Below are 19,626 nucleotides of genomic sequence, written 5' to 3'. Positions count from 1 at the left end.
ATTGATATGCGTAAATACCGACATCTGAGAGCTTTCTCTGTGGGTGTACCTAGGCCGGTCACCTGAGAAATATTTTCAAATTGTTACCAAACTTGTGGTTACGGCTTACCTAAACATCGCGGCAATCGAGCCGACGACCGAGCCACCACCATTGCTCAATGGGTTGTCGTTGACCATGTAAGTCCACGTCGAGCTCGGGCGAGCAAGACCCGTGTCCTCCAGATGTGCGCCTTCGCCGTCGATTTCGACCTCCTGGAAGGTCTGCACCGACTCGGTAACGGCATTGTTCACCAGGTTCTTAAAGGCGCCGATGGCGGCGCGGTGGAACTCATCAATGGGGCTTTCCTTAGCCAGCGCGCGCAGGTGAATCGACTCCCGCAGGTCATCCAGATCCGCCAGGTGGTCCGACCATCCGCGATCCAGGTGGCTCAGCATGATTTCCCGGGCAGCGTCCTCGGCGACATCGCGCCCGATTGCGGATTCGACTTCCTTCGCCCGCGCCGATGCCAACTTGGACAGTTCTTCCCAGGCAGCATTCGTAGTCAGCAGCTTCTCCCGGCGCTCATCCAGAATCTCGCGCTGGTCACCGATGAGCTTGTTGTACTTCCATGTCGTCGCATGAATCGACAGCATGGTCGCCTCTGTCACTCGCTGTGCGCGGTCGATGAACTGATAGGCCCTCTTATCCCGGACGCGGCCATCGTCCTCGGGAAGCACGCTCAGCGTCTCGCCAGCAGCGCCCTCGGAAATCACCGGATCATCCAGGGAGACAAAGAACACCGACGAGCCCGGATCGCCCTGGCGCCCGGCGCGGCCACGCAGCTGATTGTCCAGTCGGTCAGTGCGGTGCTTCCCCAGGCCAATGACGCATAGTCCACCGCGCTCAACGACCGCATCGCGGTTGGATTCATCTGCCCCGCCGAGACGGATGTCGGTTCCTCGTCCGGCCATCTGGGTGGATACTGTGACGCGGCCAATATCGCCAGCATTGGCGATGACTTGGGCCTCCAGCTCGTCATTTTTCGCGTTCAGCACCGAGGATTCGATGCCGCGCAGGACCAGCGCATCGGCTAGTCGTTCCGATTCCGCCACGTCACGGGTGCCTACGAGTATTGGTCGACCAGTGCCGTTGAGTTCCACGACCTCGTCGACAAGCGCGGCGAACGCGTCGTCGGTGGTGGCGTAGATGCGGTCGGGCTCGTCGTCACGAATGCATGGGACGTTGGGTTCGATGACGGAGACGTGGAGTCCGTAAAACTCGCGGAACTGGTCTCCCGCGGAGGTGGCGGTGCCGGTCATACCGCAGGTGATGTCGTAGCGGCCGACGAGTTGCTGGATGGTCATGGAGTCGAGGATTCGGCCGCCCTCAGAGACCTGCAGGCCCTCCTTGGCCTCTACCGCCGCTTGCAGACCGTCCGGCCACCGCTGCAGTTCCGCCACGCGTCCCTTCGAGGCGTCGATGAGCTGTACCTTGCCATCGCGCACGATGTAGTCGACATCGCGCTGCAGCAACTCGTGAGCGTGCAGTGCAACGTTGACCTGAACCAGGGTGGTGCCGACATGTTCGGCGTCGTACAGCGAGCCGATGCCAAGCAGGCGTTCGACGCGTGCGGCGCCGGTATCGGTGAGGAAGACGTTGCGGCGGCCTTCGTCGACGGTGTAGTCGTCGCCGAGCTGCAGGCGACGCACCACGTCGGTGATCTGTCCGGTCGGTGCGGTGCCCGGCTCATTGCCGGCAAGCACGAGCGGGACTAGCGCTTCATCGACCAACACGGAGTCGGCTTCGTCGATGATGGCGACGTCAGCGGGCGACTGCACGCGGTCTTCGATGGCCGGCGCGCAGCGGTCGCGCAGAACGTCGAAGCCGAGTTCGTTGACGGCGGCGTAGACGATGTCTGCCGCATATGCTTTACGACGCTCCCCCGGTCCCTCCTGCGGCGAAATAGCCGCCACCGAGAGCCCTAGGAACCCGAACAGCGGTTGCATCCACTGCGCGTCGCGGCCTGCGAGGTAGTCGTTGACGGTCACGGAATGCACGCGGTGGCCACGCAGCGCGAACCCTGCTGCAGCCAGGGCGCCGGAGAGGGTCTTGCCCTCACCGGTGGCCATCTGGACGACGTCTCCCTCCATGAGCGCCAGTGCGCCTTGCAGCTGCACATCGAAGGGGCGCATGGACAGGGTGCGCTGGGAGACTTCGCGGAGCGCGGCTAAAAGCTCCGGTGCGTCGGTGGCGTGTTGGCGGGTGAAGTCGGCGAGGTCGGCGTCGGAAAGCGCCTGTACCTGCGGCTCGAGCTCAGCGGCGCGTGCCACCAGCCCTACGCTGCGTTTTTGGTTGCGCCCTTGCTTGCCGCTAAGAGCCTTCCAAAACCAATTAAACCCAGCCATCTTCTACCCTTCCTGCGCGCGTGTGGTTGTCGGCGCGTTCTGACTCACCAGAGTAATCAATCTGGGCCGGCCTTCGGAGTGTCAATCGCTGCCAGCGAATTTGCACCATATGTCTTTAGTCACATCTTGAGTTTGAAACAATGGGTTTAACACTTGATGCGAGCAATTTTCGGAAGGACTTGAATCCCCTATGGCAATCGAATTCATCCCCACCGCTGACCTGGTTGACGAGATCGGCCCGGACGTGCGTTCCTGCGATACCCAGATGCGTAACCTCGGCGGTCGCGTGGAGTTCTGCGGCAAGATCTCCACGGTCAAGTGTTTCCAGGACAACGCGCTGCTGAAGAAGGTCCTCTCCGAACCGTCGGAGGGTGGCGTGCTTGTCATCGACGGTGACGCTTCTGTGCACACGGCGCTGGTCGGTGACGTTATTGCGGGGCTCGGCAAGGACAATGGCTGGGCTGGTGTGGTCGTCAACGGCGCGATTCGCGACTCCAAGCTGATTGGCGAGATGGACTTCGGCTGCAAGGCGCTTGGCACCAACCCGCGCAAGTCCACCAAGACCGGCGAGGGCGAGCGCGACGTCGTTGTCTCCTTCGGCGGCATCGACTTCGTTCCGGGCGAGACGCTCTACGCTGACTCCGACGGTATTGTCGTGCGCTAGTAGCATCGCGCGCTAGACGGCAAACAAAAGCCGTAAACAAAGCCGCCGCCTCCCGGAATCTTCCAGAAGACGGCGGCTATTTTTGTCGGGCTGACCGGATTTGAACCGACGACCCCCTCACCCCCAGTGAGGTGCGCTACCAAACTGCGCTACAGCCCGCGTGCACGAAAGTGCAACGAGCTATAGGTTACATCATTGGAGTTTGAAGGCGAAAATCGCCCCAGACCCCTGCCCTGCCTACCGCATTACTGCAGGTAGATGGTCACTGGAGTGGATGTCTCCGCCATCTGTCCCTCCGGCGGATCGATCGAGGCGACCTTGCCCATAATCGCAGCCACAGAGTTGGTCGGATTGCCCTCGGCGTCGACGACGGTCACATTCTGGTAGCCGTTGGTACGCAATTCCACCTCGACCGATGCCGGACTCTTGCCCACCACGCCCTGCGGGATGGTGCCCCAACCGCTGCTGCGCTCACCGGGGCCAGGGATAGCTGGCGGCGACTCGCGAAGTTGGTCCAGCTCCTGCTCGAGGCGCTCACGGGTGTCGTTAATCGTGCCCGACGGGTCCAAACGATCGGTTGGGCTTGTCGTGGTTTCTTCCGGCGAGGTTGTCGTCGGCGTCGGGCTTGACGACGTCTCCTGCGTCGGCTCCGCCGTATTGTCGTTTTTGTCCTCGGTTCCGGAAGTAAAGGACAAGACCAGGGCTACCAGCGCGACTACGGCCACCATGGCGGCGATGGCCACAATGGCGACAGGCTTGCCCCAGCCCTTCTTAGAGTCATCATTGCCACTGTTGCCACGGTTATTACCGCGGTTGTTGCCGTTGTTCATGTCGCCGTAACCGCCTGCGCCGCCTGCGGAGTACTGCTGGGTTGCACCTGCCTGCTGGCCCGCCTGACCATAGCCGCGTTCTTCTTCAGAAAGCGGGGCCCAGTACTGGCCGCTACCCTGTGCGCCACTGCCTTGTGCACCGGCGGCACCAGCACCTGCACCGGCTCCGGCACCTCGCGAGTTCTCAAAACGTGTTTCATCGCCACGCTGCAGGAATTGTGTCTCAGAGGAGTCGCCACCGAAGTATTCGGTCGGCTGCTCGCCCGCGAAGTCGGCATCTGGGTTGTATCCGCGGTATCCCTCGTCCCGCGGAATGTAGCGAGTCGCGGAGTCATCGCCGTATGCGCTTGAGGAATCGCGTCCGTAGCTGTTGTCTCGGCCATCGTGCTGAGAGCCGTCACGGTTGTTGCCGCGCCTGACCATTGTCAGTTCTCCTTATCGCTAATTTACTGAAACTCTAAAATGCCAACGAAAAGCCCAAAATGCAATCGCCTAAATCACATTTTGGGCTTTTCTCAGCTCAATTCGAGCGACTAGCAGGCCTGAACGGAACTACCTGACGGTGCTTCCTAGCAGGTCCTAGCGGCGCTTCTTCTTCTCGCGGACACGCACCGCGATGCGCACCGGTGAGCCCTCGAAACCGAATTCTTCACGCAGCTTGCGCTCCAGGAAGCGACGGTAGCCGTGCTCCAGGAACCCGGTGGTGAACAGCACAATTACCGGCGGGCGCGAGGATGCCTGGGTGGCAAACAGCACGCGCGGCTGGCGGCCACCACGCAGCGGTGGCGGGTTCTGCTGCATGATTGCGCGCAACCAAGTGTTCAGGCGACCAGTGGAGATACGCTTATCCCACGACTCCACGGCCTCCAGCATGGCCGGCTCCAGTTTCTGCACAGCGCGACCAGTCTTGGCGGAGATGTTCACCCGACGAGCCCACGGCACATGTGCGAGCTGCTCTTCAATTTCGCGCTCGAGCAGGTCGCGACGGTCCTCATCCATGAGGTCCCACTTGTTGTAGGCGACCACAAGTGCGCGACCGGAGTCGAGAATCATGCGCAGCACGCGCTGGTCCTGCTCGGTGATCTGCTCGGAAGCATCGACCAGGAAGATGACGACTTCGGCGTTGTCAATCGTCGAGCGAGTACGCAGCGAGGCGTAGAACTCGTGGCCCTTGGCGGTCTTGGTCTTCTTGCGGATACCAGCGGTATCCACAAAACGCCAGAGCGCCTCGTCCATCTGCACCAGGGAGTCCACCGGGTCAACCGTGGTACCGGCCACGTCGCTGACCACTGCGCGATCTTCACCGGAGAGCTTGTTCAACAGCGAGGACTTGCCCACGTTCGGCTTGCCCACCAATGCCACGCGACGCGGCCCGGTCGGTAGCGACTTCGCACGCGGCACCTCCGGGAAGGAAGCCACGACTTCGTCCATCACGTCGGCATTGCCACGACCGTGGAGGGCCGAGGTTGGGTGCGGCTCGCCGAGCCCGAGGGCCCAGAACTCCGCGACGTCGCCAAGCTGCGAATCCGACTCAAACTTGTTGGCAGCGAGAATAACTGGCTGCTCCGCGCGTTGCAGGCGACGGGCCATGACCTCTTCCGTGGCGGTGATGCCGACGGTGGTGTCAACGACCATAACAATCACATCGGCGGTCTCCATGGCGGTCTCCGCCTGACGAGCAATCGCCGCATGCATACCCTTGGCGTCCGGGTCCCAGCCGCCGGTGTCCTGCACCCAGAAGCGACGTCCGCCCCATTCACCCAGGTAGGAGATGCGGTCACGGGTCACGCCCGGGAAGTCTTCGACAACTGCTTCACGACGGCCAATGAATCTGTTAACCATGGTGGACTTACCAACATTCGGTCGTCCCACAATGGCTACGGTCGGAAGAGCTTCTTCCTCCTCGTCGCTGACGCCAAGCGCTGCGAAGGCGTTTTCCAGTTCTTCCCAGTCGGCATCGTCGTCGATCTGACCGGTTTCGGCGCGCTCGATGGCTTCGGAGATGATCGTCTCGTGGTCAGCGATCGTGCGGTCGATGAACTCATCTGCGCTGGTGTGGCTACCTGCGGTGCCCGGCGCGTTTTCGCTCCCCACGTTTGCGACCAGGTGTCCGGCAGTGTCGTCCTCGGAGTCGTCAGCGTCCTCGAAGTCACCCTCATAGCCCTCGTAAGATTCCTCGAACTCCTCGTTGTCGACATCGTCCCAGTCCATGGTGGACCCCGGGTAACCGGCCTCAACGACATCGAGGACGTTTTCCACGACCTCTTCGATGTCCATCTCGGAGGTGTCCAGAATGAACGCGTCCTCGGCTGGCTTCAGCGGAGAGGTCGCACGGTTGCTGTCGAGTTCGTCGCGGCGGATGACGTCGGCAAGCACGGTGTCGAAGTCAGCCTCACGACCAGCAGCGATGTCCTGGTCGTAGCGGCGGCGAGCGCGGACCTCTGCGGACGCGGTCATGAAAATCTTCGCCGGAACGTCCGGGAGCACGACCGTGCCGATGTCGCGGCCTTCCACCACACAGCGCACAGCCGATGCGGCCAGCGAACGCTGGAGTGCGACCAGGTTGGTGCGCACGGCCGGAATCGCGGAGACCGCCGACACATTGCGGGTGACCTCCGGGCCGCGAATCTCGCCGGAAACATCCTCGCCGTCGAGGAGGACGGCGGTGGAGTTCGGGTCATCGGAGACTTCCAGCGGCAGGGCGGCCGTCGCCTTAGCCACGGCTTCCTCATCAGTCGGGTCGATGCCCTGTCGCAGCACCCACAGGGTTGCCACGCGGTACATAGCGCCGGTGTCCAGGTACTTTGCACCCAGCTCGGTTGCGACCATCCGGGAGACAGTCGACTTGCCAGTGCCGGAAGGGCCGTCGATGGCAACCAACAGCATGTCGTCAGTGTTCTGCTCGCTCATGTGGGCTCCTTCAGCTCCTTGGTTCTCTTCGTTCTTTTTCACTAGTGCCATTTACAGCCCCACCGCGTTGTAGAGGGAGGTCAGCTCAGCCCGGTTGAGTGCGCGGAGAGCGCCCGGGGTCTGCTCGCCCAGCTGGACAGTGTGAATCTTAGTGCGCACCAGGCGCTCGACCGGGAAGCCCGCAGTCTTGAGCATCCGGCGGACGATGTGCTTGCGGCCCTCGTGCAGCTCGATGCGGACGATGGAGCGGCCCTGCCAGACATCGATGATCTGCGCCATGTCCGCCTTAGCGATGCCGTCATCAAGCTCAATGCCCTTTTCCAGCTCACGCATGACCTTGGCATCGACCTCGCCGACAACGGTGGCCATGTAGGTCTTGGTGACCTCGTAGCTCGGGTGCATCAGGCGGTTGGCCAGCTCACCATCGTTGGTGAGCAGCAGCAGGCCCTCGGTGGGCGCATCCAGGCGACCCACGTGGAAGAGTCGCTGACCAGCGCTAATCTTCTCACCGATGATGTCGCCCACACACGGGCGGCCCATGTCATCGTGCATGGTCGACTGCACACCACGCGGCTTGTTCAGGACGAAGTACTGCATGTCCTCATTGACGATGACGCGGGAACCATCAACGCGAATCACAGACGTGTTCGGGTCCACCCGCACGCCCTGCCGCGTCACAATCTTGCCGTCGACCTCGACGCGGCCTTCGTCGATAAGCTTTTCCGCCATACGACGCGACGCCACGCCTGCCTGCGCGAGTACCTTCTGCAGGCGCACGCCCTCACCTGCTTGGCTGTGAGCGCGCTTGCCCGAGCTACGACGGTCGGAGTCCACGTGCTGATGGCGCGCCGGGCGGGCGTTGGACACGTAAATGTCCTTCGCGTGGACGTTGGAGGTCTCCATCTTCGCGCCGCTGTCGCGACGGCTGCGATTGCGCTGGGCGTTAGTGGAGCCGTGTGCGCGGTTGGAGTGATTCTTACGGTTCTTGTGTGCCGGTGTGCCTTCTCGGCGAGCGGGTTTAGCCACTTGACCTACATCCTTTTCAAGCGTTGGAGAATGTTCTGTTTGTTAGAACGTCAGCGCCAGGCGACGCTGTTCTCTCCCCCGTGGGCCCAAAATTGGCCGGTGGAAGCAGGTTAATAAAGAGAATTACAGAGAAAGCCTCGCGCCTTGTCGTCTAGCCACCTTAGCACGTTTTTCGCAAAACGCCAGCTTAACGACGTCCCGCGCGGCCTCCACCTACAACGTCTTTTACAGCGCTGCGGCCCACTCTCGCACGCCCGGCAGCCACTGCGTAGCTTTCGCCACAAACTCCTGCCGGTCCAGCGCGCCAGCTCCCGCCTGCACCGACCCCAGCAGCGGCACCCCGGTGATGCGCGGCAGTTCCTCCAGGTTCGTCTCAATGATTGGGTCGACCTCCGCCGGCAACGAACCGCCCACCAGCGCCGTGACATTGACTCCACGGCCCCGCGCCACCTCGACGGTGAGCTCCGCCTCGTTCAGGCAACCCAGGTCCAACCGCGTCACGACCACCATCTGACTACCCGGCAACAACGCCGCCAGCTCCGGCAGCGCCCAGTCCTCGCCGAGCCGCACCAGCAAGCCGCCCGCGCCCTCCACGAGGACAACGCGGTTCGGCCCGTCGATAAGCTTGATCTTTTCAGCGATCTCCGTGGCGTTCGGCAGGCGCATTCCCGCGCGCTGCGCCGCCGCCACCGGCGCCATCGGCTCGGGGTAACGCACGAAGCCATGCAGGTTGTCGATCCCCGTCAGCTCCGCGACAGTGTCCAAATCACCGCCATTTGGGCCCGGAAAACCGGTCTGAATTGGCTTGACGACGTGCACCTCCTTACCCTCCTCGCGAAGTGCCGCCGCCAGTGCTGCCGTGCCGATGGTCTTCCCAATATCGGTACCGGTGCCTGTGACAAGGACGATGCTCATGGTGGTTGGTGCTCCTTTTGGTTGCGCTACTTGCGTTCTTCCTCGGCGGCGACGATGGCGGCGATGGCCTCGCAGATACGGTCGACCTCGTCATTGGTGCTGATGTACGGCGGCATGGTGTACACCAATTTGCCGAATGGCCGCAGCCACACCCCGGCATCGACAGCCGCTGCCGTGGCCAAGCCCATGTCCACCGGGCGCTGCATCTCCACGACCCCGATTGCGCCAAGAACCCGCACATCGGCCACGGCATCGCTGCTGGCTAAGGGCTGGAGCTGGTTGCGAAGTCGGGATTCGATGCGCGGGACATCCTCACGCCACTGCCCTTCTGCAATCAGGTCGAGCTGCGCGCAGGCCACGGCACAGGCCAACGGGTTGCCCATGAAGGTCGGGCCGTGCATGATGCCTCCGCCTGCGCCACTGGAAATGGTGCGAGCCACGTCGGCGGTGGTGAGGGTGGCTGCGAAGCTCATAAAGCCGCCGGTCAGCGCCTTGCCGACACACATAATATCCGGCACAATCCCGGCCGCCTGCGTCGTGAACAGGTCACCGGCCCGGCCGAAGCCGGTGGCGATCTCATCCGCGATGAGCAGAATCCCGTGCTTGTCACACAGCTTCCGGAGCCCCACAAGCAGCTCGTGGTCATGGAACCGCATGCCACCAGCGCCTTGGACCACCGGTTCAATAATGATGCCGGCGACGGAGTCGTCGATAAGCGAATCGAAGTGCGCGAGATAGCGTGCGCGCTCCTCCTCGGTTGTGCCGCGGGCGGGTGGTTTGTCGGCGAAGACCTGCGGAGTCCACTGCCCCGTCCACAGCGAATGCATGCCGCCCTCGGGGTCGCAGACGGTCATGGGCGCGCGAGTGTCGCCGTGATAGCCGCCGCGCCAAGTGGCCAGGCGGGTGCGCTCGGGATGGCCTTTGGCCTGCTGGTACTGCAGCGCCATTTTAATCGCCACCTCGACAGAGACCGAACCCGAGTCGGAGTAGAAAATGGCATCGAAGCCGGGGCCTGCGAGCTTTAGGAGCTTCTCCGCCAGTTCGATGGCCGGACGGTGTGTGAGTCCGCCGAACATGACATGCGACATCGTGGTGGCCTGCTTCTTCGCGGCTGCGATCAGCTTCGGGTGCGAGTGGCCGTGGCAAGCGGCCCACCAGCTGCTCATGCCGTCGATGAGGGTGCGGCCGTCGGCGAGGTGGAGGTTGACGCCCTCGGCGGACTCGACCAGCTTGGGCGCGACCGGCGACGGGATGGGGCCGTATGGGTGCCAGATGTGGTCGGCGTCGAATTGGGCGAGGTCGGCGATGGTTGGCGGGGTGTGTGGTTGGGCGGGTGGTTGGGAGTGCTGCGGGGTGTGCGACTGGGAGTGCTGCGGGGTGTGCGGCTGGGCGGTTTCCGAGGCTGTCATGATACTCAGCATAATACCTGTACAGCGCCAGACTTGAACGCCGTTCGGGGTTGGTGGTGGAGCTTCTCGCAAGGATTACAGACAGTCTCAGTGACTTTACGACACCCATGTCACCTCGTGGCAGCTGTGGAGGTGGCATGAGGTGACACTCGTGTCGTGAAGTGGACTTAGGGCCTGTGGAAGCGGGCCGAGAGCGGTGCCGACGCCGCCTAGTACAGCCGCCCCGCCTGGCTCCACACTCGTCGGCGACGCATGGCCAACTCGGCCGCCTTACCTGTGATTGTGATGGGCTGCCGCGCGAAGGCGTAGTTTCCGCGATAGCAACTGCCACCATTTGCCAGGTGACGTCGGATTTCTGCGGCCGCTTGCCGCAAGGTGGCTACGGCGGTGCCGTCGAAAAGCTGTGACCAGACGATTCGGATGACATTCAGTCCGAGGTTCTTCAGACGCTTTTCGCGCTCCAGCTCCTTTGCGATTGCCACCTGCGTGTCCGCGACTCCACCGTCGGTGTATTTCATACGGCCGTCGAACTCGACGACCAGCCCAAGTTCGGGCAGGTAGAAGTCCACGCGTGCGATGAAGCCACGATCATCCCGAAAGGAAACCTGCTGGAGCAACGGAGTCCGAGAATCGTTGACAGAAGCTAGCCCCGCCTGGACGATTGCTTCTTTAGTGAGCGATTCCCCAATGCTTTCCGACGACGCTGTCGCTTGCCTCAACAATCTCCTGGCCTGTGCATTTCCCGGAGCACGCGGATATGCAGCCAACGTGGCCAACAGTTCCTCGGTGTCGGTGTGGCGCTGGAGGGCGGCGTCGGCAAGCACTAGTGCATTGTGCGGGGTGCGGGAACGGCAGACGTCGATGACGGACTTTGGGACATCGGTGACGAGGCGGCCATCGATTTCTACGATGTCCTCGGGGAGAATCCGGCCGGAGACGCGGATGAGGCGTTTGTGCGGCTGGTACGGGCCATTCGGCGTGCTTCGCGATTGCCCGCGCGTGCGGCCGGAGTTGGCTATCGCGATGGGAGTGTTGTGTGTGAGCAGAGGTAAACCGTGGAGAGCAGCGGCGGCATCGCGGGTGACTACGGTGGTGGTGCCGCGATGGACGAGCGCTTTGATTTCCAGGATGTAACGTTCGGTGCTGTTTAGGGTGAGCCACCTGTCGACCGGCACGTACGCGCCGTGTGCGAGCCACAGGAGGCTGCCGCTTTTGGCTCGCTGGCGGAGATCTCGGTCGGAGTGCTGGCCGATTCGGGAAATTGCGAATGTGCTGGGGCGGGCGCATTCGCGCTGCTGGCCGGTACGGATGATGTCGTCGGCGTCGTAGATCCACTGCGGCATCGGATTGCGCTCCTGAGGTCCCTGCAACTGCTGGTTGGTGGGTGGCGGGGTGTGAGTGTTTGTGGGTTTGTGTGTTTGTGAGTGTTTGCGAGTGTTGGTGAGTGCTACGTTCTCATTTTTGGGCTCACACGGAGGCTCAGAAGGCGTCAATTTGGCGTCGACTGTGGATAGTTTGCAGTTTTCGGGAGTTATCCACAGGGCGTGTGGTGGGGTGGGTGTGTGGTGGGGTGCGTGTGCGTGTGGTGAGTGCAGTGGGGTGCAAAGGCTCGCAGTGAGCCGTCGTGAGCGGCAACCGCAGCCCCAAAATGCGACTTCACGACACCTATGTCACCTCGTGGCAGCTGTGGAGGTGGCATGAGGTGACACCCGTGTCGTGAAGTGGATCGATGACCGTCAGGCGAATCGAAAACCGTGAAGTGGGTCGTTCAATAGAGTGAACCCCACCTAGTCCAACGGCTCGTCGATCAAGTCGACCTCAGGCAGCAGCGGAGCCAAATCAGGCAGCTGGTCCAGCGAATCAATCCCCAAAAGCTCCAGGAACAGCGTCGTCGTAACGTACAAATGCGCGCCGGTTGCCGGGTCCTCTCCGGACTCCGCAATCAGACCGCGCGCGACCAGCGTGCGCATCACCCCATCGACATTGACACCGCGTACACCGGAGACCTGCGCACGCGTGGCCGGCTGTCGGTAAGCCACCACTGCCAGCGTCTCCATAGCTGCACGTGAGAGCTTCGACTGCGAGCCATCCAGCAAGAATCGCTCCACCGCGCTGGCGTGCGCGGGAGCCGTGTAGAAGCGCCAGCCCTCATCCGTTTCACGCAGCTCAATGCCGCTGCGACGTGCACGGTATTCGTACTCGATCTCGCGAAGCACGTCACGGACATCACTTGCGGAAACATCCAGCGCCCGCGCCATATCCTCCGCCGCCACCGGCGTATCGACTACCAGCAGAATCGACTCCACGCCTGCTCGCAACGGGTCAATGGGCGGCAATTGCGCCGAAGAAGCAGACACGGGCTCCACGGCCTGCTCGGATGGTGCGGAACTGGTTTCGCTCATGCGCGTCAGATTACGCAACCTCCCGCGCCGGGCGCTAATTGGCCGGGCGCTAATCAGCTGTTAGCGCCAGCCCAACCAAGCCCACGCCCGACCAAGCCCACGCCCGACCAAGCCCACGCCCGACCAAGCCCACGCCCAACAGCCAAGTCCCAACAGCCCAGCCCCAACAGCCAGCCCCAACGCAGCCCAGCCACCTACTCCCAGTTCGCCGCCGCCACGACGGCCGGGTCCACGTCCAGTCCGGTCCAGGCCACGTGGATTTCCTCCAGCGCCTCCTCCTGCTCCACACCGATCGCCTTGGCTCGGTAGAGCTCCAGCAGCGCCAGGAACCGCCCGACAACCTCCATGGACACGCGGCACTCCGAGGTCAGCTGCGTAAACGTCAACCAGGTCCCCTCGCCGGCCAGCCGCAGCGAGTCCAGAATTTTGCCCGCCTGCTCCGGCACGGACACGGGCACACCGTGGATGTGCCCGACGCCGACTTCCTCCGGCGGCTTCGGCCGCATCACGACGGCCGCAAACTCGGCAAACTCCCCGAGCGTCATGCCCAGGCGCACGGGCGGCAGCAGCTCCTCGAACTGCTTGTCCGGCCCCACAGCTCGCGGATAGCGCCGCGGCGCGGTCTTCTGCCACTCCTCGAATTGGTCGGCTACCTTGCCATACGCCTGGTATTGCAGCAGTCGGGCGAATAGCAGGTCGCGCGCTTCTAGCAGCTCTAGGTCTTCTTCGCTGTCGACGTCGCCACGCGGCAGGAGCCGTGCGGTTTTGAGGTCGAGCAGCGTCGCTGCCACGACGAGGAATTCGGTGATTTCGTCGAGGTCACTGACTGCGTCGAGGCTGCGTGTGTATGCGATGAACTCGTCTGTGACCGCCGCCAGCGCGACTTCGGTGACGTCCATCTTTTTGCTGCTGATCAGCTGCAGCAGCAGGTCGAATGGGCCGTTGAAGTTCGCGAGCGCGACGCGGAAGCCGGTGATCTCTTCCTGCACGCCCTCGCTTGCCGACGGTTCGGGAGTGTAACTATCCGGGGAAGTCACCTATTATTTGCGGCCTTTGCGCTCGATGACCTCGCGAGCCAAGTTGCGGTACTGTGCCGCAGCTGGGGTGTTCGGCGCCCAGGTGGTGATGGGCTCGCCAGCGACGGAGGTTTCCGGGAAGCGGACGGTTCGGGTGATGACCGTGTCGAAAACCTTGTCCCCGAAGACCTCGATGAGGCGTTCCATGACTTCCTTGGCGTGGCGGGTGCGGCGGTCGAACATGGTGACCAGAATGCCGGAGACTTCCAGGTTGAAGTTCAGGCGGTCGCGGACCTTGGCCACTGTGTCGGTGAGCAGTGCCAGGCCGCGCAACGAGAAGTACTCCGCCACCATTGGGATGATGACGCCCTCGGCGATGGTCAGGGCGTTGACGGTCAGCAGGCCCAGCGACGGCTGGCAGTCAATGATGATGAAGTCGTAGTCATTCATCACTGGGCGCAGTGCGCGTCCAAGGGCCTGCTCGCGGCCGACTTCGTTGACAAGCTGGATCTCTGCTGCCGACAGGTCAATATTGGCCGGGACGAGATCCAGGCCGGAAACCTTGGTGTGGTGGATGGCGTCGCGGACATCGGTGGTGTCGTCGACGATGAGGTTGTAGACGGTCAGGTCCAATTCCTCGTGCGGGACACCGAGACCAGCAGATAGTGCACCTTGTGGATCTAAGTCAACGAGCAGGACTTTACGGCCAAACTCCGCCAGTGCTGCGCCCAGATTGATGGTCGAGGTGGTCTTACCCACGCCGCCCTTCTGGTTACACATTGCCAGGATGACCGCGGGGCCGTGACTGGTCAGGGGTGCGGGTTCCGGCAGCTCACGTGCCGGACGACCGGTGAGACCGAGTTCAACTCGATCGGCCTCAAACAACCCTTCTTCAGCCACAGTCAATCCCTCTTCCTTGAAGATTTCTCATCAATTCTACTGCGCCACGTAATACCGCCACGTAATACCGCCTTATATTACCGCCACGTAGTAGCGCTACATACTACCGCCGCATATTACCGCGAGTATTCAGCCCGTGGGTGAGCCCCCGCCCAGACTCGTCGCATATTCTCTGCGGTAATCATGGTGTAAATCTGTGTCGTCGTCACTGAGGCGTGTCCGAGCAGCTCTTGGACTACGCGCACATCGGCACCGCCCTCAATGAGGTGCGTGCCGAAACTGTGGCGCAGGGTGTGCGGGGAAATTTTCACACTCAGCCCGGCGCGCTCACCCAGCTCCGCCAGCGTATTCCCCGCCGACTGCCGAGACAGCCTGCGTCCCAGCGAGTTGATAAACAGCGCCGGCCCGGAGTTCGCCCGCACCCAGCTCGGCCGCCCGCGCGTCAGCCACGCATCCAGCGCCGCCATGGCCGGCGATCCCACGGGCACGATGCGCTCCTTGCCGCCCTTACCACGCAGCAACACCAGGTTGGTTTCGCGGTCCACGTCATCGATATCCAGGCCGGTGACCTCCGAAACACGAGCCCCCGTCGAATACAGAAACTCCACCAGTGCACGGTTGCGCAAATCCGTCACGTCGGCGGTGTCGTCGTTGGGGATGGACTCGATAAGCCGGGTGACCTCATCAATGCTGAGTGCCTTCGGATACCGCGAGGGCTGCTTCGGCGGCGCCACCCGCTTGGCGACATCCACCTCCAACGCGCCCTCACCCACCGCGAACTTGTGGAGGCTCCGCACCGCGGACAGCGACCGCGTCACCGAGGTCGGGGCCAGTGCCGGCCTGCCCGCCGACTTATCTCCCCGCGCGAGATACGCCAGGAATTCTGACACATCCTGCTCGGTGACCTGCGCCAATTCCGTACGCCCAATCTCCCGCAGATAGGTGCGGTACTTTTCCAAGTCGCGCTTATAACTGGCGAGCGTATTCGCCGAAAGGCCTTTTTCCACCGCGAGGTAGGTGACGAAGGCGTCGACAAGCGAATCAATCGAACTCATCGGATGCGTTTCAGGTCCGCGCCGGCGCCCAGCTGCTCTGTTCGACGCTGAGCCAGAGCTGTCGGTCTGATGTCGAACGGCTCCGCGACCGCGCGCGGCGTCGCACCCCTCAGCAGCACCTCCGCCGCCAGCAGAATGCCGGACAGCGCGATGCCGTTGAGGATCTCTCCGCGCAGCGCCATCGCCACCGCATCCTCGACGCCAATCCACGACGCAGTCATGTCCGCTTCCTCATCGTGGGCTTCCGGCTTATCGACGGCATGGAGCCCCCTGGCCAGGTAGATTCGGACCGCTTCCTCTGCGAAGCCGGGCGAGCTGAACATATCAGTAAGCAGGGACCAGGACTCGGCCTCCAGTCCGGCTTCCTCGACCAGCTCGCGCTTGGCGGCCTCCAGCGGGTCTTCATCCGCGACATCGAGAAGCCCGGCCGGCAGCTCCACCAGGCGCTTCCCTGCCGCCTGCCGCCACTGATTCAGCAAGTAGAGACGGTTATTCTCATCTGCGGCAACGACCGCGACAGCGCCGAAATGCTCCACAATCTCGCGGGCGGAAACATTCCCACCCGGCATTCGCACCTGGTCGCGGCGGACCGCGAGAATAGGTGCCTCGAGAACAATCTCGGAATCAACAACGTCAAATTCGTGCGCCATGAGTTTCACTCTAATAGGTAGGGCGGATTCGACCTCGCGAAGCCAAGGTTAGTTGCGCTTGAGGGCTGCGGCGATGAGGCCGTCGAAAAGCGGATGAGCGTGGGTGGGGCGTGACTTCAGCTCCGGGTGCGCCTGCGTGGCCACGAGGTATGGGTGTACGTCCGTGGGGTACTCGACGAATTCGACGAGCTTGCCGTCCGGCGAAGTGCCCGAGATAACCAGGCCGGCTTCTTCGAGCTGGGCGCGGTAGGCGTTGTTGACCTCGTAGCGGTGGCGGTGGCGCTCGGTAACTTCGGTAGCGCCGTAGAGGCGCGCGGCGACGGAGTCTTCGGCAAGCTTCGCCGGGTAGGAGCCCAGGCGCATGGATCCGCCCAGGTCAGCCTCACCGGAGACGGCCTGGAGCTGTTCCTCCATCGTGGCGATCACCGGCTCGGCCGCGTTCTCGTCGAACTCAGTGGATGAAGCGCCGTCAACGCCTGCGGTGCGCGCCGCCTCGATGACGACACACTGCATGCCCAGGCAGATTCCCAGCAGTGGCGTGCCGGTTTCCTTGGCGTAGCGGATGGTCGCAATCTTGCCTTCGATGCCGCGACCGCCGAAGCCGCCGGGGATGACGATCGCGTCAACGCCGGCCATGTTCTTCTTCAGCCCCTCCGGGGTTTCGCAGTCATCGGAGGCGACCCAGCGGATGTTCGCCTTCACGCGGTGGGCGAAACCGGCGGCACGCACAGCTTCCGCGACGGACAGGTAGGCATCCGGCAGGTCAATGTACTTGCCGACGAGCGCCACCGTGACCTCACCCTTCGGGTTGTGGACGCGCTCAAGCAGGTCGCCCCACACGGCCCAATCCATGTCGCGGAACGGCAAGTTCAGGCGGCGGATGATGAAGGTGTCCAGGTGCTCGTCGTAGAGGACCTTCGGGATGTCGTAGATGCTCGGCGCATCCGGGCAGGACACCACGCCCTCGCGGTCGATGTCACACATCAGCGCAATCTTGTTTTTGAGGGAGTCGGGGACGTCGCGGTCGCATCGCAAAACGACGGCATCGGGAACCAGGCCGATTGAGCGAAGTTCAGCCACCGAGTGCTGGGTAGGCTTGGTCTTCAGTTCCTTCGAGGGGCCGAGGTACGGAACCAGCGACACGTGGAGGTAGAAGACGTTTTCGCGGCCGACGTCGTGACGCACTTGGCGTGCAGCTTCCAGGAAGGGCTGCGACTCGATATCGCCGACGGTGCCGCCGATTTCGGTGATGACCACGTCGGGCTTTTCGCCGTTTGCGTCGGCATTGCCCATAGCGACGATGCGGGATTTGATCTCGTCGGTGATGTGCGGGATGACCTGGACGGTCTGGCCGAGGAATTCGCCGCGGCGCTCCTTGGCGATGACCGAGGAGTAGACCTTGCCGGTGGTGACGTTGCCGCCGGCGGAGAGATTGCGGTCGAGGAAGCGCTCGTAGTGACCGAGGTCAAGGTCGGTTTCTGCACCGTCTTCGGTGACGAAGACCTCGCCGTGCTGGAAGGGGTTCATGGTGCCCGGATCCACGTTGAGGTAGGGATCGAGCTTCTGCATAGTTACTTTCAGACCACGCGAGGTGAGCAGGCGGCCGAGCGAAGCCGCAGTTAAGCCTTTGCCGAGGGAGGAGGCTACGCCTCCCGTAACGATGATGTATTTCGTAACCACGGGACTTCAGAATATCGCTTGCGCAGGTGCAAGCGCAAGCCATTTTTCACAATGGCGGATATTTGTTTCATATTTGGGTAACTTTTTCGGAGTTGCGCCCCATCCGTCAGCAGGAACGCAGCGACAAATGCAAACTAAGCGATGCTCTCGAAGATCATGGTCGCCTGGATGCGGTCCCCGCCCATCAGCCCCTTACTGCCCGAAGAGGCAGTAGTAATCGTGTGCAGCCGAAACCCCTGCGAAGCCTTGTCGTTGATTACCCCCTCAAGCTCTGTCAGATTAGCTGAGCCGGTACCGATGAACTTTTCCTTCAGAACCACCTGAAGAACTTCATAATGAGGCATTTTCCGCCCTCCGTTAAAGTAGTTTTCAATATTGCACGCAAAACAATACTCGGGCGGATGCATAAACGCGATCACGTCGTTACCCTCGGGGCTATGCCTGATTTAACGAATAAGACCATTGCAGTTTTGGCCACTGACGGATTTGAGGACTCCGAGCTGACGAGCCCGGCAGAGGCCGTAAAGGATGCCGGTGCGACCGTGCACGTTATCTCCACCGAAGATGGCTCCATTGAGGGCAAGAACGGCACGAAGGTGGACGTCGATAAGCTCACCAGCAGCGTTTCTGCCGATGATTACGATGCTCTGATTCTGCCTGGCGGCACCGTGAATGCGGACCAGATTCGCATCGATAAGGATGCCGTGGCGCTAGTGAAGGGATTCGCCGCAGCTAACAAGCCGATTGGCGTTATTTGCCACGGCGGTTGGATTCTCACCGATGCGGATGTGCTGAAGGGCCGCACTATTACCTCCTACATCAGCGTCAAGACTGACCTGATTAACGCTGGTGCCAACTGGGTCGATGAGGAAGTTGTCGTTGACGGCAACCTGATTTCCTCCCGCACCCCGGCCGACCTTGAGGCTTTCAACAAGGCACTCGTAGAGAACTTCTAAGCCACTCGGCTTTTAGCACCACCAAAGGACGGCTGTTGCCATGAGTTCATATTGGGATAATCCAAAGTCGCTGTGGGATCAGATTCCACAGCACGATCAGGAAGAGCACCCTGCCGCGCCAGAGCAGGAGCCCTCCGTGCCTGAGCAACCTTCCGCGCCGCAGCAGCCTCCCACACCGGAGCAGCTTCCGCCGCAGCAAGGGCGCCACCAGGGATTGCTCTCACACAACAGCATCGTTATCCAGCAGATTCGAAACTTTATGGCGGATGATTTCGACATCCTGGATACCGAGGGCCACTGCATCGGAAAGATCGAAACTACGGGCAGCACTCTGAGCCGAATGTTTATGGGCTCTCGTCGCCTGACAGTGTCCGAACCGGACGGCACTCCGGTATTCGTTATCACCGACCCGACCGATTTCACCCTTGATCGTTACGAGGTCTATTACCCCGACCCGCATGCGACTGATACCGAAGGCAAGCAGCAAGGTGGAGCAGAGTCATCGCGCCTTCTGGCCACTATTCAGCAGAAGTTTGCGTTCTTTAAGCGGCGGCTGGAGATTTCCATCCCCGGTTTTGCCAATTGCGAGGTCGACGGCGACGTCTGGCATTACGACGCCACTTTTATGATCAACGACGTCAGAGTCGCACAGATGTCACGCAAGTGGTCGGGGTTTGCGAATCTCCTATCCGGCAATGAGCGCTATGTTTTGCAGCTCAAGGATGATTTGCCGCCAGAGCTACGCGCAGCCATTATTGGCGCCGCTATTGCCCTGGATTTGATGGCGAAAAAGGCGCGATCCGACTAGCTATTATCGCTGTCGACTCG

Annotated in this window: 17 protein-coding genes and 1 tRNA gene; 3 read left to right on the top strand and 15 right to left on the bottom strand. The window is 62.0% G+C overall.

Annotated elements, in window-relative coordinates:
- Positions 1-105: 105 nt before the first annotated feature.
- Positions 106-2,385 (bottom strand): accessory Sec system translocase SecA2, encoded by a 2,280-nt coding sequence (secA2, locus tag CRD13_RS00190; protein WP_187401152.1) that lies wholly within the window; start codon positions 2,383-2,385, stop codon positions 106-108.
- A 190-nt stretch (positions 2,386-2,575) separates the two neighbouring features.
- Between secA2 and rraA the strand changes: the two genes are divergently transcribed.
- The gene (rraA, locus tag CRD13_RS00185; protein ID WP_016422839.1) at positions 2,576-3,049 is read left to right on the top strand and encodes a ribonuclease E activity regulator RraA; all 474 of its coding nucleotides are present in this window, start codon (positions 2,576-2,578) and stop codon (positions 3,047-3,049) included.
- Positions 3,050-3,134: 85 nt separating this feature from the next.
- On the opposite strand, the gene CRD13_RS00180 is transcribed toward rraA, so the two are convergent.
- From CRD13_RS00180 to CRD13_RS00115, 14 genes are all read right to left on the bottom strand, one after another.
- Positions 3,135-3,208 (bottom strand) — tRNA-Pro (locus CRD13_RS00180).
- Between the two features lie 86 nt (positions 3,209-3,294).
- Positions 3,295-4,302, bottom strand: a complete 1,008-nt coding sequence (locus CRD13_RS00175) for a PASTA domain-containing protein (protein ID WP_070546174.1) — start codon at positions 4,300-4,302, stop codon at positions 3,295-3,297.
- 156 nt (positions 4,303-4,458) lie between these two features.
- Positions 4,459-6,789: a bifunctional cytidylate kinase/GTPase Der gene (gene der / locus CRD13_RS00170; protein WP_147721708.1), complete on the bottom strand. Its 2,331-nt coding sequence runs from the start codon at positions 6,787-6,789 to the stop codon at positions 4,459-4,461.
- A 51-nt stretch (positions 6,790-6,840) separates the two neighbouring features.
- Positions 6,841-7,692: a pseudouridine synthase gene (locus tag CRD13_RS00165; protein ID WP_048734193.1), complete on the bottom strand. Its 852-nt coding sequence runs from the start codon at positions 7,690-7,692 to the stop codon at positions 6,841-6,843.
- A 348-nt stretch (positions 7,693-8,040) separates the two neighbouring features.
- Positions 8,041-8,730, bottom strand: a complete 690-nt coding sequence (gene bioD, locus CRD13_RS00160) for a dethiobiotin synthase (RefSeq protein WP_070429687.1) — start codon at positions 8,728-8,730, stop codon at positions 8,041-8,043.
- A gap of 26 nt (positions 8,731-8,756) precedes the next feature.
- Complete coding sequence (locus CRD13_RS00155; protein WP_222866606.1) at positions 8,757-10,139, bottom strand: adenosylmethionine--8-amino-7-oxononanoate transaminase; 1,383 nt, start codon at positions 10,137-10,139, stop codon at positions 8,757-8,759.
- 209 nt (positions 10,140-10,348) lie between these two features.
- Entirely contained in the window at positions 10,349-11,509 is a 1,161-nt protein-coding gene (locus tag CRD13_RS00150; RefSeq protein ID WP_187401151.1) for a hypothetical protein, read from the bottom strand.
- 417 nt (positions 11,510-11,926) lie between these two features.
- On the bottom strand, positions 11,927-12,541 hold the full coding sequence (scpB, locus tag CRD13_RS00145) for an SMC-Scp complex subunit ScpB (protein WP_049189939.1): 615 nt from the start codon (positions 12,539-12,541) through the stop codon (positions 11,927-11,929).
- A 194-nt stretch (positions 12,542-12,735) separates the two neighbouring features.
- Positions 12,736-13,578 (bottom strand): ScpA family protein, encoded by an 843-nt coding sequence (locus CRD13_RS00140; protein WP_187401150.1) that lies wholly within the window; start codon positions 13,576-13,578, stop codon positions 12,736-12,738.
- A gap of 3 nt (positions 13,579-13,581) precedes the next feature.
- Positions 13,582-14,457, bottom strand: a complete 876-nt coding sequence (locus CRD13_RS00135) for a ParA family protein (protein WP_048758465.1) — start codon at positions 14,455-14,457, stop codon at positions 13,582-13,584.
- Positions 14,458-14,573: 116 nt separating this feature from the next.
- Positions 14,574-15,512, bottom strand: coding sequence for a site-specific tyrosine recombinase XerD (locus tag CRD13_RS00130; RefSeq protein ID WP_187401149.1), 939 nt, complete (start codon positions 15,510-15,512; stop codon positions 14,574-14,576).
- On the bottom strand, positions 15,509-16,162 hold the full coding sequence (locus CRD13_RS00125) for an NUDIX domain-containing protein (RefSeq protein WP_147721712.1): 654 nt from the start codon (positions 16,160-16,162) through the stop codon (positions 15,509-15,511). The genes CRD13_RS00130 and CRD13_RS00125 overlap by 4 nt, the downstream gene beginning before the upstream one ends.
- 48 nt (positions 16,163-16,210) lie before the next feature.
- Positions 16,211-17,842 (bottom strand): CTP synthase, encoded by a 1,632-nt coding sequence (locus CRD13_RS00120; RefSeq protein WP_147721714.1) that lies wholly within the window; start codon positions 17,840-17,842, stop codon positions 16,211-16,213.
- Positions 17,843-17,976: 134 nt separating this feature from the next.
- Positions 17,977-18,186, bottom strand: coding sequence for a DUF4177 domain-containing protein (locus CRD13_RS00115; protein ID WP_187401148.1), 210 nt, complete (start codon positions 18,184-18,186; stop codon positions 17,977-17,979).
- 93 nt (positions 18,187-18,279) lie between these two features.
- Between CRD13_RS00115 and CRD13_RS00110 the strand changes: the two genes are divergently transcribed.
- Positions 18,280-18,798 (top strand): type 1 glutamine amidotransferase domain-containing protein, encoded by a 519-nt coding sequence (locus tag CRD13_RS00110; RefSeq protein WP_070827751.1) that lies wholly within the window; start codon positions 18,280-18,282, stop codon positions 18,796-18,798.
- A 40-nt stretch (positions 18,799-18,838) separates the two neighbouring features.
- On the top strand, positions 18,839-19,606 hold the full coding sequence (locus tag CRD13_RS00105; protein ID WP_147721718.1) for an LURP-one-related/scramblase family protein: 768 nt from the start codon (positions 18,839-18,841) through the stop codon (positions 19,604-19,606).
- Positions 19,607-19,626 lie beyond the last annotated feature (20 nt).

This window comes from Corynebacterium sp. LK26 (genome assembly GCF_014335085.1).
Classification (GTDB): Bacteria; Actinomycetota; Actinomycetes; order Mycobacteriales; family Mycobacteriaceae; genus Corynebacterium; species Corynebacterium jeikeium_D.
This window is presented reverse-complemented; position numbering and strand designations above follow the sequence as displayed.